This window comes from Dactylosporangium thailandense, assembly GCF_059739745.1.
Map to the genome: position 1 here is coordinate 1,910,403 of NZ_AP029195.1, position 14,950 is coordinate 1,925,352.

A 14,950-nucleotide genomic window follows, 5' to 3' on the forward strand; every position below is an offset into this window, starting at 1 on the left:
TCATCGATGGTCGACTGTATTCGAATCGTTACCTGAAATCTTGGATCAGCCTATATTGACAATCGTGAGGACGTGTCGCGAGAGTATTTGACAACGTTGTCAAGGGAGGAACCATGCGCAGAGCACTGAGCGCGCTCGCCGTCGCCGCCCTCGCGGTGCTGCCGGTCGCCGCGTGCGGCGACGACCAGGCCGGCGGCGGCAAGGACATCTCGGTCGCGCTCATCACCAAGAACTCCACGAACCCGTTCTTCGTCACCATGCAGGACGGCGCCAGGCAGGCCGCCGCGGCCGAGGGCATGAAGATCACGATCGCCGCGGGCAAGGCCGACGGCGACGAGGCCGGCCAGGTGCAGGCGATCGAGGACGCCATCGCCCGCGGCGACGCCGGCATCCTCATCACCCCGAACGGCCCCGGCGTCAACCCCGCCATCAAGAAGGCCCGCGACGCCGGGCTCTACGTGATCGCCCTCGACACCCCGCCCGACCCGGCGAACACCGTCGACATCACCTTCGCCACCGACAACTTCAAGGCCGGCGAGCTCATCGGCAAGTGGACCGCCACCACCCTGGCCGGCAAGCCCGCGGTCATCGCGCTGCTCGACCTGTTCAACGACAAGATCGTGTCGGTCGACTACAACCGGGACCAGGGCTTCCTGACCGGCATGGGCATCGACGCCAAGGACCGCAAGCGCAACGGCGACGAGGAGAAGACCGGCAACTACAGCGGCGGCACCTACACCATCGCCTGCAACGAGCCCACGAACGGCGCCGAGGACGGCGGCCGCACCGCGATGGAGCGCTGCCTGACCAAGAACCCCGGGATCAACGTGGTCTACACGATCAACGAGCCCGCGGCCGTCGGCGCCCAGCAGGCCATCAAGGCGGCCGGCGGGCCGAGCCCGATCGTCGTGTCGATCGACGGGGGCTGCGACGGCGTGCGGCAGGTCGGGGACGGGCTCATCAGTGCCACGTCGCAGCAGTACCCGCTCAAGATGGCCGAGCTCGGGGTCAAGGCGATCAAGCAGATCGCGAGCGGCGGGCAGAAGCCGCAGGTCTCCTCGGGCCTGGACTTCTACGACACCGGCGTCGCGCTGGTGACCGACAAGCCGGCCTCCGGCGTCGAGTCGATCGGCACGGCGAAGGGCACGGAGCTCTGCTGGGGCAAGAAGTGACGGCCACGACCGCCGCGGAGCAGTTCGCGCTGCGCCGGCAGTCGCCGCTGCAGCGGGTACAACATGTGCTGCACGGGCATCCGGCCATCAGCCCGCTGCTCGTGCTCGTCGTCGCCGCGGTCGCGTTCTCGGCGATCAACCCGCGCTTCTCGTCGCCCAACTCGCTGTCGCTGGTGCTGCAGCAGGTCGCCGTCATCGGCGCGCTCGCGGTCGGCCAGACCCTCGTGATCCTCACCGCCGGCATCGACCTGTCCGTCGGGGCGATCACGATCCTGGCGATGATGCTCGCGGCGAAGCTGGCCGAGGGCGGGGGCCTGCCGGGGCCGGTCGCGGTGCTCGCCGGCATCGCCGTCGGGGTCGTCGCGGGGCTGCTCAACGGCGCGCTGGTGACCCGCATCGGCCTGCCGCCGTTCATCGTCACGCTCGGCACGCTGAGCGTGTTCACCGCGATCGGCCTGCTGTACTCCAAGGGCCAGAGCGTCCAGCAGGCCGACCTCCCGGCCTTCGTCAACTGGACGGGCGAGACGTTCGCGGTGGGCCGCTTCCACATCACCGCCGGCGTGGTGCTCGTCGCCGTGCTGTACTGCGTCGTCGGCTTCGCGCTGGCCAACACCGCCTGGGGCCGGCACGTCTACGCCGTCGGCGACGACCGGGAGGCGGCCCGCCTCGCCGGCATCCGCGTCGACCGCGTCCTGCTCAGCGTCTACACCCTCGCCGGCGCCATCTACGGCCTGACCGCCTGGATCCTCATCGGCCGGGCCGGCGCGGCGAGCCCGAACGCGATCGCCGACGCGAACCTCGAGAGCATCACCGCCGTCGTCATCGGCGGCACCAGCCTCTTCGGCGGGCGCGGCGCGGTGCTGGGCACCCTGCTGGGCGCGCTCATCGTCGGCGCCTTCCGCAGCGGGCTGTCCCTCGCCGGGGTCGACGACCAGTACCGCGTCCTCGCCGTCGGCCTGCTCGTCCTGCTCGCCGTGGCCGTGGACCAGTGGATCCGGCGGGTGAGGGCATGACCGTCGTGCTGTCGGCCCGCGGGCTGGTGAAGACCTTCGGCCGGGTCGTCGGGCTCGACGGCGTCGACCTCGACCTGCATGCCGGTGAGGTGCTCGCGATCATCGGCGACAACGGCGCCGGGAAGTCCACGCTCGTCAAGTGCCTGACCGGCGCCCTGGTCCCGGACGCGGGCGAGATCCGCCTCGACGGCGAGCCGGTGCACTTCCGCCGACCGCAGGACGCGCGCGAGGCCGGGATCGAGACCGTGTACCAGACCCTGGCCGTCGCGCCCGCGCTCGACATCGCCGGGAACCTCTACCTGGGCCGGGAGCGCCGCCGCCCGGGCGTGCTCGGCTCGGTCCTGCGCATGCTCGACAAGAAGGGCATGCGCGCCGACGCCGCCCAGGCACTGTCGGACCTGGGCATCGGCACCCTGCAGAACATGGCCCAGCCGGTCGAGACGCTCTCCGGCGGCCAGCGCCAGGCCGTCGCCGTGGCCCGCGCCGCCGCGTTCGGCAGCAAGGTGATCGTGCTCGACGAGCCCACGGCCGCCCTCGGCGTGCGCGAGTCCAACCAGGTGCTCAAGCTCATCGGCGAGGTGCGCGCCCGCGGCCTGCCGGTGATCCTGATCAGCCACAACATGCCGCACGTGTTCGAGGTGGCCGACCGCATCCACATCCAGCGCCTCGGCCGCGGCGCGGGGGTCATCACCCCGGAGTCGCACACCATGGCGGAGGCGGTCGCCATCATGACCGGCGCGACCATGCTCTGACGGGGCCGGGCGGTCCTCGGTGACCGCCCGGCGCCACCCCGCCTCAGGCGTAGGTGTCGAGCAGGTCCCCGTTGTTGAAGACCGACGTGAGCTTGTCCAGGCCGACGCCCTGGCTCTGGAACTTCTTCACCAGCTCCGCCGCGCTGAGCTGGCTCAGGTCGCCGGTGTCGCTGCCGAGCAGGGTGCCGAGCTGCTTGACCTTCGAGTCGTCCCGCAGGCCCGCCGGGCCGCCCTGTCCGCGGCCGGGCCTGCCCTGCCGGTCGGCGATCTTCTCGGCCATCTCGTCGTCGGAGAGGCCGCCGGGGTTGGCGGGCGCGTCGCTGGGCTTGCCCGCCTTGATCGCCGCGATGAGGTCGTCGTGGGAGACGCCCTGCGCCTCGGCCACGTCGCTGAGGCTCTTGCCGTCGCGCAACTGGCTCTTCAGCTCGTCGGTCGACAGGCTCAGGGCCTTCGCGACGGACTGCAGGGGGTCCTGCCCGCCCTGCCGGGGCGAGCGCTCCGGCCGTTGCACGCTCTGCGAGGACGAGATGCCGCTGATGGCGCTGATCGAGGTCACGTTCGCTCCGTCCGTGGTGCCCGTGGGTGTACCGCCGAAATCGCTCCTGCCGCGTCGGCGAGCTTGACTTCGACCGGGCCCGGCGGGGTCGGAGCCTTTGCCAGGCTATTGCCAGCGTTCCCCGGCTTCTGCCAGCCGACCGGCCACCGCACGGGTGCGTACCGGTGCCGCCCGGGTGCGGAGCGGTTGCCCGGCCACGGCGCGGCTTCCCGGTCACGGGGCGGTTTCCCGGCCACGGCGCGGTTTTCCGGGTGCGCGGCGGTTCTCGGGCGCGGAGCGGTTCCCCGGTTACGGCGCGAGCGGTAGCTTGGGGCCGTGCTTGACTGGAGCGAACGCGACCCGGACGGCGTGGACCGCGCCGGCCTCGAGGCGGCGGCCGCGACGGCCCGGGAGCGGGGCGGCGCCTCGCAGCTCGTCGTCGTCCGCGACGGCGTGGTCGTGCTCGACCGCGCCTACGGCTGCGACCCGGGCGCGCTCTTCTGGCTGTTCTCGACCAGCAAGCCCTACCTCGCGCTGCTGGTCCACCGGCTGATCGAGCGCGGCGCCCTCGGCCTCGACGACCCGATCGTGCGGCACTGGCCCGCGTTCGAGGCCAACGGCAAGGGCGCGATCACGGTACGCCACGTGCTCCAGCACCGCTCGGGCCTGCCGGTCGCGCGCTCCACCGCGCGCGACGCGCTCGCGATGACCGACTGGGACGCGTCGGTCCGGGCGCTGGAGCGGGCCCGCGCGCGGTTCCCGGCCGGCGAGGGCCCCGCCTACCAGTACCTCTCCTTCGGCTTCCTGCTCGGCGAGCTGGTCCGGCGCGTCACGGGCGAGCCGGTCGAGGAGTCGCTGGCCGCCGGGCTCCTGCGCCCGCTCGGCCTGCGCGACACGTTCCTCGGCCTGCCCGGCCCCGAGTGGCACCGCCACGTGCCCATCCACGGCCGCGGCGCCGGCCCCCGGGCCGCCGCCGCGTTCATCAACCGCCGGGCGACCCGCCGTGCCGTCATCCCGGCCGCGGGCGTCTCCGCGACGGCCCGGGACATCGCGGTGCTCTACGAGGCGCTGGTGCGCGGCGGGAGCCTGGGCGGCGTGCGGCTGCTGCGGCCGGAGACGCTGGCGGTGGCGACGACGCCGACCAGCGACGGCACCGTCGACGCGCACATCGGCCTGCCGATCCGCTGGTCGCACGGATTCCAGCTGGGCGGCCCCGGCCTCGACGCGCTCCGGCCGCGACCGATGGGCCGCACCAGCAGCCCGGACGCGTTCGGCCACAACGGCAGCAACGTCTGCGTCGCCTGGGCCGACCCGTCCCGGCGGCTCGTGACGGTGTACCTCACCAATCTCCTGGGCCCGCGCGAGCCCGCCGCGGCCGCCCAGAACGCGATCAGCGAGACGGTGCTCGCCGCGTGCCCGCCGGTTCAGCAACGCGCGGCGTAAAGGTCGCGCAGGAGGCCGATCTCGCCGCCGTGGTGCATCGTTTCACGGTTCACGTGCACGATGAGCGCGGCCATCGGATCGGCGGAGAAATAGGCGCCCTTCGGTCCCAGCGGCGTGCGCATCGCCTCGTCGTCGAGCGCGGCGATGTGCTCGTGCCATTGCCGGTAACTGTCGTGCAGGAACGCCACCCCACCGGCCGCGGTGCCGGGCAGATCGCCGGGCACGTGACGCGGGTCGAACATGTCGCCATCGGCTTGCTCGCCGACGGCCGGGAAGAACGTCGCCGAACGGATGACGAAACACCCGACCGCGATGTGCATCATCCGCAGGCGATCGTGGTGACCGGCTGCGGCTGTCGCTGGGTCGTGACGCCGTCGGGCCGGAATCGGCCGTCCTCGCCGGCGCGGACGCTCCAGCACCCGGGCACCGGCTCCCAGAAGTATTCCTCGTCGGTGAGCCCTTGCAACCGCGGCCATAGATGGGCGTCCCAGGAGAACTCCAGCTGGGCGACGAGCAGGCGGCCCCAGTCCAGGGGTGGTGCGCTCATGCTCTCAGCCTAGACCGGTTGCGTGTAATTACCTCGACACGAACGGTGATGAACTGTTTTCCCCAGCTATCTGGCGGGAATGCAATTGATTGGCGATACTGTTCGCCACGGGCACCGTTATTTCCAGTCCGGACCCAGTCGCTCACGGGAGGTCGGCCGGCATGGCCAAGCGTGTCATTCAGGAACTGATCGACGATCTGGACGGTAAGCCCGCCGATGAGAGTGTGACGTTCGGCCTCGATGGCGTGCAGTATTCGATCGACCTGTCCAAGAAGAACGCGGAGAAACTGCGCGCCGCGCTCAAGCCCTACATTTCCGCGGGCACCAAGGTCGGCCGCAGCGCGACCGTTGGGGCCCGAACCACCCCGGGCCGGGGCCGCGGCACGACGCGGGGCGATCGCGACCAGAACCGCGCGATCCGGGAATGGGCGCAGGGCGCCGGATTCCAGGTTTCCGACCGTGGCCGCATCAAGCAGGAGATCGTGGACCAGTTCCACGCCGCCACGGGCCGCTAGACCACCGGACCCGGCCGCCGGGGTGCCCTCCGCGCACCCCGGCGGCCGAGTTCGTGGGCCGGAGTCGCTCAAGGCCGGGCGCCCTCCACACATCCCGGCGGCCGAGTTTGTGGACCGGAGTCGTTCAAGGCCGGGCGCCCTCCGCGCACCCCGGCGGCCGAGTTCCGGATGGGGTTCGCGGGCCGGAATCGCTCAAGGCCGGGGCGCGCCGGCCGATCGGGCCGGGGTGAACCTGGTCGCGGTGCTCATCGTCCGCAACGAGGCGGCCAACCTGCCCGGCTGCCTGTCCTCCCTCGGCGGGATCGTCGACGGCGTGCACGTGCACGACACCGGCTCCAGCGACGAGACCGTCGACCTCGCGCGCTCGCTCGGGGCCACGGTGAGCACGGGGGAGTGGCGGGACGACTTCGCCGCCGCGCGCAACGCCGCTGTCCAAGCCGCCATCCAAGCCGCCGCCGGTGTCGCCGTCCAAGCCGCCAAGCAAGCCGCCCCGGCCGCCAACCAAGCCGCCCAGGCTGCCAACCAGGCCGACCAGGCCGCCCCGGCTGCCAACCAGGCCGCCCCGGCCGCCGACGAGGCCGCCCAGGCTGCCATCCAAGCCGCCGTCCGATCAGCCGCCGGTGGCGCTGCCCACGCCGCCGGTGGGCCGGAGTGGGTGCTGAGCATCGACGCCGACGACCGGGCCGAGGGCGACCCGCGGCGGCTTCGCGCCATCCTCGAGTCCGCCCGCAGCGGGGCGCTGCTCGTGCCGATCGACAACCGGCACGACGAGCTGCCGTACACCCATTACACCCCGCGGCTCTTCCGCCCCGCCCGCGTGCACTGGGAGGGGCGGGTCCACGAGCGGCTCGTGCCCGAGGACGGCGTCTGGCCCGCGCTGCCCCGCGAGGCGCTGCACTTCGTGCACCACGGGTACGCGGACGCCGAGACCCGCCGGCGCAAGGCCGTGCGCAACGCCGCGATCGGCGAGGAGGTGCTGGAGCGGCTCACCGGGGAGGCCGACCGCGAGCTGGTCGCCACGACGCTGCTCGACCTCGGGCGCAGCTACGTCGGCGCCGGGCGGGCCCAGGAGGCGGTCAACGCCTTCGAGCACCTGCGCGAACGCACCCGGCCCGGCGACCGGCAGTGGGTGCTCGGCACCGACGCGCTGGCCCGGCTGCTGCTCGGCGCCGGGCACGACGACGCCGTGGTGTTCCTCGCGCGCGAGCTGCGCGAGCAGGGCGCCGAACGCCAGTACTGCGACTGGCTCGAGGCCCAGGCCCTCGCCCAGCTCGGGCACGCCGACGAGGCCTGGCGGCTGCTGCGCGGCGTCAAGCACGTCGTCGACCCGGCCGGGCGCGTCTACCCGCCGGGACACCTCGCCGAGCTCAAGCGGCTGCTCGGCGAGCTGGTGGCGGCGCGCCGCTAGCAATCAAGACCGGCCGGCAAGACCGGCCGGCACTCAAGACCGGCTAGCACTCCAGGCCGGGGCCGGGGCGGTCGGTCATCAGGGGACGCACCGAGACCGGGCCGCCCGCGGCCGCCGCGATCTGCACCGCGCGCTCCAGCGAGTCGACGTCGATCAGCCAGTACCAGCGAAACGCCCCGGGACCGGCGCCGCCCTCGATCCGGACCGTCAGACTCGGATCGGCGAGCCGGCCCGCGTCGACCAGCTCGCCCCCGAGCTCGGCCGGCGGCGCCGACCCGGCCGCGTGCAACAGCAGGAACTTCGTCATGCCCGAAGGTCGGAGCCGGCGCGCGCGGCTCTACACGGGACGGGGCTCGCCGCGGTAGGTGCCGAACGACCACAGGTTGCCCTCCGGGTCGCGCACCGCGAACCCCCGCGAGCCGTAGTCGGTCTCGTGCAGCTCCTGCAGGATCTCCGCGCCGGCGGCCGTGGCCCGCGCGTGCAGCGCGTCCGGCTCGGCGGTCACGACGTAGCAGCCGAACGTGCCGGGCTTCAGGTTCCACGGCGAGCCGTCGCGGCGGTCGCTGCCGAGCATGACGCCGCCGCCCTCCGGCCAGGCCAGCTCGGCGTGCTCGATGCGCTCGCCGTCGCCGTGCGCGGCGACCTCGACGAAGCCGAACGCGTCGACGAGGAAGGTGATCAGGGCGCGGGCGTCGGCCGCGCGCAGGGTGGGCCACACGGTCGGCGGCGGGGTCCGGTCATCGCTCATGGGCCGAGTCTGCCCGGGGCAGGTCCACCGGGGATTGCACGTTTCGGAACTCCTCCGCCCACCAGCGGGCCGGCGGCAGCCCGGCCAGCGCGGCGAACTCGCGGGTCAGGTGGGCCTGGTCGTAGTAGCCGCAGGCCACGGCGAGCGAGGCGAGGGGGTGGGCGCCGGCCGACGCCTGCAGCAGCCGCCGGGCCCGGTCGAAGCGGGCCACCCGCCCGGCGACCTTCGGCGACAGGCCGATCTCGACGCCGAAGCGGCGCGCGAGGTACCGCCCGCTCCACCCGGTCTCCCCGGCGAGCTCGGCCGGGCCGACCGCGCCGCCGCTCGCGCACAACCGGCGCCAGGCGAACGCCACCTCCGGCGCCGGGAGCAGGCCGGGCACCGCGCGCCGGGTGAGCAGCTCGTCGACGACGCGGAACCGGGCCGGCCAGTCCGCGGCGAGCCCGACCCGCTCGCGCAGCTCGGCCGCGAACGGCCCGAGGACGTCGGCGCCGTGCAGGTCCGCCCCGGCCAGCTCGCCCGCGGGCAGGCCGAGCAGGGCGCGGGCGCCCAGCGGGGACAGGGCCACCTGGATGCCGGCCGAGGCACCCGCCTGCTCGATCAGCGCGGGGGTGGTGTGCAGGCCGCCGATGAGGGTGTCGTACTCCCCGGGCGGCGCGGCCGGGTCCGGGTGCGCGGCGACGCGCAGGGGCCGGTCGAGCGTGATGATCAGCGTGAGGTACGGCGACGGCAGCCCCCGGTGCCACCCGGCCGACAGCGCGGGCTGGGCGTACCCCGTGTACCAGGCCGCGAAGGGCCGCACGGCCGGGGCGGGCCGCCAGCGGACGTACGCGGGCTCCACTCGCCCAGGTTAGGCGCTGCGGCGGTCCGCGCGGTTCACCGGCCACGCGTTCGGGGAGGGCGCCGCGTCCGGCTCGGTGATCAGCGCGTTCGCGTCGCCGTCGAGGGCGGCGGGCACCGTGCGGTACGTCGGGATGGTGGTGAGCGTCCCGCCCTCACGCAGCGTGTGCACGACCTGCGCGTTCGGCGCGGCGAGCACCAGCGAGCCGCCCTGCTCGGCGGCGATGCCCGCCGTCACGCGCAGCATCATCACGCCGGTGCAGTCGATTGCGGCCACCGCCTCGAGGTCGACGACGATGCGGAGCTCGGGCCGCAGCAGTGCCTGCGACAGCGCCGTCTCCAGCTGCAGGGCGCTGGCCGCCACCAGCGCCCCGTGACAGGACAGCACCGTGGCGGCAGCGAGTCGTTCCACCGCGAGGGTCAGTGCTGCCATGCTGCGACGATACGGTCTGCGGTGACGGTGGGTGAACCACTGTCCAGCCGGTAACCCCGTCCGTCCGGCCGGTGCCCGCACCACCGGACGTCGCGGCCGGTGATCGTCTGACCGGCGGCGGCCGTCGACCGGCCGGACCTTTTCGGCGCGATTTTCGCCCCAGTGTGCAACCCGATGACCGGTTCACGCGTCACGCATTCGAGTGACCGCAGTCCATCCGTTACGCTCGGTGATCGAGCCGGACGAATGACCCCGGCCGGGTACGACGATGGGCGAACATCGACGGTAATCACGGTTTGAATGCGGTCGGCAACCCCGGCAACCCCTTGCGTAGACCCTTCGCATGCCACGCGGTGCACGCCGATATGGACGGCGACGATAGTGTGCGGTGTCAATACGATTCCGAACCCGTCGCGCCTGTCCGGTGGCCACCCCGCCGGCGCCGGCGCGTCGTCGCAAGGAGGCTTCATGGTGAGAAAAGGCCTGGCCACGACCGCGGCCATTGCCTTGGCCATCCCGGTGCTCGTCGCGTTGCCGGCTACGTCGGCGCTCGCGGCGCCGGCGAAAGCTCCGGCCAAGGAGTCGGCGGGCGCGTCGGACGTGCGGGAGATGACCCGCACCAACTTCAAGCTGGACGGCAAGGTCGTCGACACGGCGAAGATGGCGAAGTCGAAGGCGCAGTCGCGCTCGAGCCTCGCCGCGGGGACCACCCCGCCGGTCGGCACCGTGCGTCAGTGGCTGGGTTCCGACGACTACAACGGCACCCTCTACCGCAAGGACTACGTCCTGCGCGGTGTCGGTGAGCACATCGAGGTCTGGGTCGCGGTCGACACCTCGTTCCCTGCGGGTGACTGCCGCAACCAGATCCCGAACACCACCACGGTGACCGACGCCCAGGTGGCGAACTTCATCACACAGTTCGACACCAACATGTACCCGAAGGAGACCGCCGCCTTCGCCACCCCGCCGAACCGGGACGGCAGCAACGCGCTGCTCGGCCCGGACAAGAACGGCAACGGTGGCGTCTACACCGGTGGCGGCGAGAAGACGGTGACGCTGGTCGACAACGTCCGGGACGACAACTACTACACGTTCCCGGCCGCGCCGACCTACATCGCCGGCTTCTTCTCCTCGCAGTTCAACGAGCTGTTCGACCGCAACGTCATGACGATCGACGCGTTCGACTGGGAGCACCGTACCGGTGCCGACCCCGTCGACGCGCCCACGTCGGACCTGTGCACCAGCCGCCCGGCCCGCCCGCGCCTCTACGAGGGCACGTTCGCGCACGAGTGGCAGCACCTGGTCGAGTACTACTCGGACCCGAACGAGACGAGCTGGATGAACGAGGGTCTGTCGGACTTCGCGCAGACGCTCACCGGGTACGTCGACGGGACCAAGACGGTCTTCGACAAGGGCGGCGACAGCCACCTGTTCTGCTACCAGGGCTTCGGGGGCGTGCAGACGCCGTTCAACCCGAACCCGCGGGACTGCAACGGTGCCCAGGGCTCGCTCAACCTCTGGGGTGAGGGTACGAACGGCAACGGGGTGCTCGCCGACTACGGCAACGCCTACGAGCTGATGCTGTACCTCTACGACCGTTTCGGTCAGGACATCATCGAGCGGCTCCACCGCGACGGTGAGCTGCAGGGTCTCGCGAGCCTCGACGCCGCCGTGAAGGCGGAGGGCGCCAAGGACGTGTACTCGGTCCTGCACGACTACCAGAGCATGGTGCTGCTCGACAAGATCGTCGGCGACTCCCAGTGGGGCATCGTCCTCGGGGCCGACAAGAAGAAGGTCACGTCCAAGAGCCTGCGGTCCACGGTCAACCTGGACAACCCGCACTCCTACGACAAGCCTGGCGCGGCCCCCAACGGCGCGGACTACGTCCTGTTGCAGAAGAACGGCAAGGCGCTGGCCGGCAAGGACCTGCGCTCGCTGAAGTTCAGCGGCGCGAAGACCCTGCCGACCCTGCCCCTGGCCTGGACGCTGGTCAACAACGACCCGGACCGTGCCGGCAACTCGGTGCTGTTCTCCGGTAACGCGAACAACACCGACGCGGCCGCGGTCATCCCGGTGACCGTGCCCGCCACCAACGCGACGCTGAGCTTCCTCGCGAAGTACGGCGCCGAGCTCGGTTACGACTACGGATACGTCCAGGTCTCGACCGACGGTGGCTCCACCTACACCTCGATCCCCGGCGACAAGACCGTCAGCGGACCCCTCGGGCCCGGCCTGAACGGCACGACGACCGGGTTCGAGCAGCACAACTTCGACCTGTCGGCCTACGCCGGCAAGTCGATCCTGCTGTCGTTCCGCTACGTCTCCGACGGTGGCGTGAACGAGGGCGGTCTGCTCATCGACGACATCAAGCTCGGCGGCACCACGCTGAGCGACGGCTCCAGCCTGGCGCCGTTCAAGTCGCCGACGCAGATCAAGCCGATCACGGTCAACAACTGGAACGTGAAGCTGATCGGCATCGACGAGGCGCACGCGTTCGCCTGGCAGTTCGAGTTCAACGGCCAGGACAGCCTCTCGCTCAACTGGATCCAGCTGGCGCTGCTGTCGCTGTTCCCGAAGGTCGTGGCCGTCGTGGCCTACGACGAGCCGACGGAGCAGGTGCAGCAGTACGCGCCGTACACCCTCACGGTGAACGGCGTGACCCAGCCGGGTGGCGGCGGGGCGTAACAGGTTCCACGGCGGCCCCATCGTCCACTGCGGACGGTGGGGCCGCTGCCGTTGTACCGTGGCGGCGTGGCCGAGTACCTGCGCGTCTTCCCGCGCTACGGCCTGACCCGCCGCCAGATCGAGCGCACCGACCGGCTCCGCCGCGCCGGCGACTGGGCCGCGGCCTGCGCCGAGGCCGGGATCGCGGTCGAGTGCACGCTCGCCGGCCTCGACGCCGAGCTGCGGGCGCGGGTCGAGGCCGACCTGCCCTTCTTCGCGCCGGACCTGCTGCGCTGGCACGCCATCCGGATGCGTCACCACAGCCGGCTCAACTACACCAGCCACGAGCTGCGCGACCGCGGCGACGAGCTGACGCTGCCGGTGTGGGTGCGGGCCGACGGTGCGCAGGCCATCGGCATCGGGGTGCGCAGTGTCCCGCCGTACCGCAGCCGCCTGCACATCGCCGGCCCGGGCGAGTTCTCGGCGGCCGCCGGGCTCGACGAGACGCCGCAGTACTGGGACGTGCGGCACGCGCCCGGCCTGATCACCCGCTGCGGCGGCCGCGGCCCGCACGCCGCGCACGTCTACGCGCTGCTCGCCGCCGGCCGCACCGCCGAGGCGTGGACCGCGGCCGGGTTCGACGTGGACCTCGACACCCACCACGAGCCGCATCCCACGCGCGAGCGGCTGTTCCGGGCGAACCTGACCTGGAACCTCGGCGACTTCACGCCCGCGCTGCCGGTGCTGGCCGCGACCGTGCGCGCGTACGCCCGGCGCCACGGCGTCGCCGCGGTGTGGCTGACCGCCGAGCGGGCCGAGCCGGTGCGGCTCGTCGTCGACCGCCTCGACGCCGAGCGCCCGCGGCTGCGCGGGGAGTGGTACGGGTCCGGCTGGCTGCACGCGGTGCCCCGGCTGCCGGTGATGCTGCAGGACCGGCCGCCGGACTACGTCGACCTGCTCGCCGGGCGGGCCACCGCCGCGGACCTGCACCCGCTCGTGGCGGCGGCGCTGGTGCCGGACGAGCCGGCGACGGGGCCGCGGGCGCTGCACCTGCCGGAGCCGGCCGAGGTCCCCTGCGGCGACGAGATCCACCGCGTCGGCGCCACGCTCCAGGTGCCGCACCCCGCCGAATGGATCGAGCGCGAGCTGGCGCTGCACGCCCTCGGCGGCCCGGTCCCGGCCGGCTGCGCGGGCGTCGTGTTCCGGTGGCGGACGGGCCGGCGCGGGCTGCCCGAGCCGCTGGAGGGCTTCCGCGCGGAGCTGCGGGAACGGATCCGCTATGGCGAGGACGACACCCTCGCGGCCCTGCGCGACGAGGGCCTGGCGCTTTAAGATCCCGCGGTGCCGAAGCAGAGGACCTGGCCGCGGTACGGCCTGACGCGCGCCCAGATCGACACGTGCACCCGGCTGCGGGCCGCGGGCGACTGGGCCGGGGCGTGCGCGGCGGCCGGGATCACGGCCGAGGTCGATCCGGCCCGGGTCGCCCGGGAGCACGGGGCCGAGGCCGCAGCCGCGCTCGACGACGACCTGCGGCACCTGGTGCCCGACCTGCTGCGCTGGCACCTGCTGGGCCTGCGGCGCCATCCGGTGCGGCATCTGGCGGCGTACGGCCGCCACATTGACGCCACCGAGGGCGTCATCCCGCTGACGTTCACCCCGCGGCGCCGCCTGCTGCGCCGCCGCGACGACGGCCACGGGTTGTACGTCGTGCCGTACGCCGCCGGCCGGACCCGCTACGCGCTGCGCTACGGCCCGCTGGAGCCGCACCACCTCCTGCTCGGCCTGCACGGCCTGCGCGAGCTGTGGGACGAGCGGGACACCGCGGGGCTGCTCGCCCGCTGCGGTGGCCACACCCGCCTGCCCGGCTTCGCCCCCGACGGCACGCGCCTGGTGGGGGATGGTCCGGAGGCGGTCGCCGAGCGGGCCCTGACCCACCTGCGGGCCGGTCGCGGCGAGGCCGCCTGGCGCGAGGCCGGCTACGAGCTGGACGTGTCCGCCGCGCCCGCGGGCTGGCCGGAGGCCCTGGCGAGCCCCGGCGTCCCGGCCGCCCCCGGGCTGGCGTTGCGGGTCTGGCGCACCGCGGCCACGGCCGGCGTCGGCGCCGTCGACGTGGGGACCGGCCGGCGGCACCGGCTCCGCTTCGAGGGTCTCGACCCGACCGGCCGCGAACGGCCCCGGCTGCGCGTGCTGGAGGACACGTGGAGGCCGGACATCCCGCCGACGGAGCTGCCGTTGACCGAGCTGTTCCCGGTGGCGGACGTCCTCGACCTGCTGGACGGCCGCACCGCCCCGGCGGACCTGCACCCGCTGGTGGCCGCGTCGCTGTTCCCGGCCCTCGCCGGCCCGGCCGGCCCCGCCCCGGCGCGGCTGGACGAGGTCTACCGCGTGCGCTGCGGCCCCGACTGGCACGAGCTCACCTTCGCCGGCGGCGTCCTGCGGTTCCCGCACCCGCCCGAGCTGATCGACCGCGAGCTCGCGCTGCTCGCCCTCGGCGGGCCGCTCCCGGCCGGGTGCGCGGGCGCGGTGATCGCCTGGCGCGGCGGCCCGAGCCGGCTCCCGGTGCGCCTGCGCGACCTGCGCGGCGAGCTCTACGACCGGGCGCAGCTCGGCGAGGCCGACAGCGTGACGGCCCTGCTGGACGCGGGCCTGGACCCGCACGTGCCGGCCGGCGACGGGCGGACGCTGCTGCACGTGCTGGCGGACCTGGTGCCCGACGAGGCCGCGCTGCGCCTGCTGGACCGGCTCCTCGCGGCGGGCCTGGATCCGGCCGCGAGGACCGCGGACGGCGTGACCCCGCTGCGGTACGCCCAGCGGGTCAACGCCGCCCCCGCGCTCGTCGCCGCCCTGCACCGCGCGAGCTAGGATCGCAGCGTCGCTACT

Annotated in this window: 14 protein-coding genes and 1 pseudogene; 9 read left to right on the forward strand and 6 right to left on the reverse strand. The window is 73.3% G+C overall.

Annotation, left to right across the window (positions count from 1 at the left end):
- Window positions 1–113: 113 nt before the first annotated feature.
- From AC6JBM_RS08340 to AC6JBM_RS08350, 3 genes are read left to right on the forward strand one after another with little or no spacing between them, the layout of a single operon-like run.
- Window positions 114–1,172 carry a substrate-binding domain-containing protein gene (locus AC6JBM_RS08340; RefSeq protein ID WP_497983014.1) on the forward strand — a complete coding sequence of 353 codons (1,059 nt, stop codon included), beginning with the start codon at window positions 114–116 and terminating at the stop codon, window positions 1,170–1,172.
- Complete coding sequence (locus tag AC6JBM_RS08345; RefSeq protein ID WP_497983015.1) at window positions 1,169–2,185, forward strand: ABC transporter permease; 1,017 nt, start codon at window positions 1,169–1,171, stop codon at window positions 2,183–2,185. The genes AC6JBM_RS08340 and AC6JBM_RS08345 overlap by 4 nt, the downstream gene beginning before the upstream one ends.
- On the forward strand, window positions 2,182–2,937 hold the full coding sequence (locus AC6JBM_RS08350; RefSeq protein WP_350610770.1) for an ATP-binding cassette domain-containing protein: 756 nt from the start codon (window positions 2,182–2,184) through the stop codon (window positions 2,935–2,937). The genes AC6JBM_RS08345 and AC6JBM_RS08350 overlap by 4 nt, the downstream gene beginning before the upstream one ends.
- Window positions 2,938–2,980: 43 nt before the next feature.
- Here AC6JBM_RS08350 and AC6JBM_RS08355 read toward each other — a convergent pair whose 3' ends face one another.
- Window positions 2,981–3,493: a hypothetical protein gene (locus tag AC6JBM_RS08355; RefSeq protein WP_497983016.1), complete on the reverse strand. Its 513-nt coding sequence runs from the start codon at window positions 3,491–3,493 to the stop codon at window positions 2,981–2,983.
- Between the two features lie 315 nt (window positions 3,494–3,808).
- Between AC6JBM_RS08355 and AC6JBM_RS08360 the strand changes: the two genes are divergently transcribed.
- Window positions 3,809–4,915, forward strand: a complete 1,107-nt coding sequence (locus AC6JBM_RS08360; RefSeq protein ID WP_497983017.1) for a serine hydrolase domain-containing protein — start codon at window positions 3,809–3,811, stop codon at window positions 4,913–4,915.
- Here AC6JBM_RS08360 and AC6JBM_RS08365 read toward each other — a convergent pair.
- Window positions 4,897–5,462: pseudogene (locus tag AC6JBM_RS08365) on the reverse strand (DinB family protein). The gene AC6JBM_RS08360 and the pseudogene AC6JBM_RS08365 overlap by 19 nt on opposite strands.
- 161 nt (window positions 5,463–5,623) lie before the next feature.
- On the opposite strand from AC6JBM_RS08365, the gene AC6JBM_RS08370 reads away from it, so the two are divergent.
- Together AC6JBM_RS08370 and AC6JBM_RS08375 are read left to right on the forward strand one after the other, a co-directional pair.
- Complete coding sequence (locus AC6JBM_RS08370; RefSeq protein ID WP_350610766.1) at window positions 5,624–5,977, forward strand: histone-like nucleoid-structuring protein Lsr2; 354 nt, start codon at window positions 5,624–5,626, stop codon at window positions 5,975–5,977.
- A gap of 226 nt (window positions 5,978–6,203) precedes the next feature.
- Entirely contained in the window at window positions 6,204–7,385 is a 1,182-nt protein-coding gene (locus AC6JBM_RS08375) for a glycosyltransferase (RefSeq protein WP_497983018.1), read from the forward strand.
- A 43-nt stretch (window positions 7,386–7,428) separates the two neighbouring features.
- Here the strand turns inward: AC6JBM_RS08375 and AC6JBM_RS08380 are convergent, their stop codons facing one another.
- Genes AC6JBM_RS08380 through AC6JBM_RS08395 form a run of 4 tightly spaced genes read right to left on the reverse strand, consistent with a single transcriptional unit; the run spans window position 7,429 to window position 9,406 of the window.
- On the reverse strand, window positions 7,429–7,692 hold the full coding sequence (locus tag AC6JBM_RS08380) for a YciI family protein (protein WP_350610764.1): 264 nt from the start codon (window positions 7,690–7,692) through the stop codon (window positions 7,429–7,431).
- Between the two features lie 30 nt (window positions 7,693–7,722).
- Entirely contained in the window at window positions 7,723–8,133 is a 411-nt protein-coding gene (locus tag AC6JBM_RS08385) for a VOC family protein (RefSeq protein WP_497983019.1), read from the reverse strand.
- Window positions 8,123–8,974, reverse strand: a complete 852-nt coding sequence (locus tag AC6JBM_RS08390) for an AraC family transcriptional regulator (protein ID WP_497983020.1) — start codon at window positions 8,972–8,974, stop codon at window positions 8,123–8,125. The genes AC6JBM_RS08385 and AC6JBM_RS08390 overlap by 11 nt, the downstream gene beginning before the upstream one ends.
- A gap of 9 nt (window positions 8,975–8,983) precedes the next feature.
- Complete coding sequence (locus AC6JBM_RS08395; protein WP_497983021.1) at window positions 8,984–9,406, reverse strand: STAS domain-containing protein; 423 nt, start codon at window positions 9,404–9,406, stop codon at window positions 8,984–8,986.
- 468 nt (window positions 9,407–9,874) lie between these two features.
- Here AC6JBM_RS08395 and AC6JBM_RS08400 point away from each other — a divergent pair, with 468 nt between their 5' ends.
- The 3 genes from AC6JBM_RS08400 (at window position 9,875) to AC6JBM_RS08410 (ending at window position 14,932) form a co-directional block, all read left to right on the forward strand.
- The gene (locus AC6JBM_RS08400) at window positions 9,875–12,091 is read left to right on the forward strand and encodes a choice-of-anchor J domain-containing protein (RefSeq protein WP_497983022.1); all 2,217 of its coding nucleotides are present in this window, start codon (window positions 9,875–9,877) and stop codon (window positions 12,089–12,091) included.
- Window positions 12,092–12,157: 66 nt separating this feature from the next.
- Window positions 12,158–13,402: a hypothetical protein gene (locus AC6JBM_RS08405; RefSeq protein WP_497983023.1), complete on the forward strand. Its 1,245-nt coding sequence runs from the start codon at window positions 12,158–12,160 to the stop codon at window positions 13,400–13,402.
- Window positions 13,403–13,411: 9 nt separating this feature from the next.
- Entirely contained in the window at window positions 13,412–14,932 is a 1,521-nt protein-coding gene (locus AC6JBM_RS08410) for a hypothetical protein (protein ID WP_497983024.1), read from the forward strand.
- Window positions 14,933–14,950: the final 18 nt, after the last annotated feature.

Coding starts and splice junctions, on each gene's coding strand:
- AC6JBM_RS08340 (WP_497983014.1), top strand. CDS start 114: ATGCGCAGAGCACTGAGCGCGCTCGCCGTCGCCGCCCTCGCGGTGCTG.
- AC6JBM_RS08350 (WP_350610770.1), top strand. CDS start 2,182: ATGACCGTCGTGCTGTCGGCCCGCGGGCTGGTGAAGACCTTCGGCCGG.
- AC6JBM_RS08370 (WP_350610766.1), top strand. CDS start 5,624: ATGGCCAAGCGTGTCATTCAGGAACTGATCGACGATCTGGACGGTAAG.
- AC6JBM_RS08380 (WP_350610764.1), bottom strand. CDS start 7,692: ATGACGAAGTTCCTGCTGTTGCACGCGGCCGGGTCGGCGCCGCCGGCC.
- AC6JBM_RS08385 (WP_497983019.1), bottom strand. CDS start 8,133: ATGAGCGATGACCGGACCCCGCCGCCGACCGTGTGGCCCACCCTGCGC.
- AC6JBM_RS08395 (WP_497983021.1), bottom strand. CDS start 9,406: ATGGCAGCACTGACCCTCGCGGTGGAACGACTCGCTGCCGCCACGGTG.
- AC6JBM_RS08400 (WP_497983022.1), top strand. CDS start 9,875: ATGGTGAGAAAAGGCCTGGCCACGACCGCGGCCATTGCCTTGGCCATC.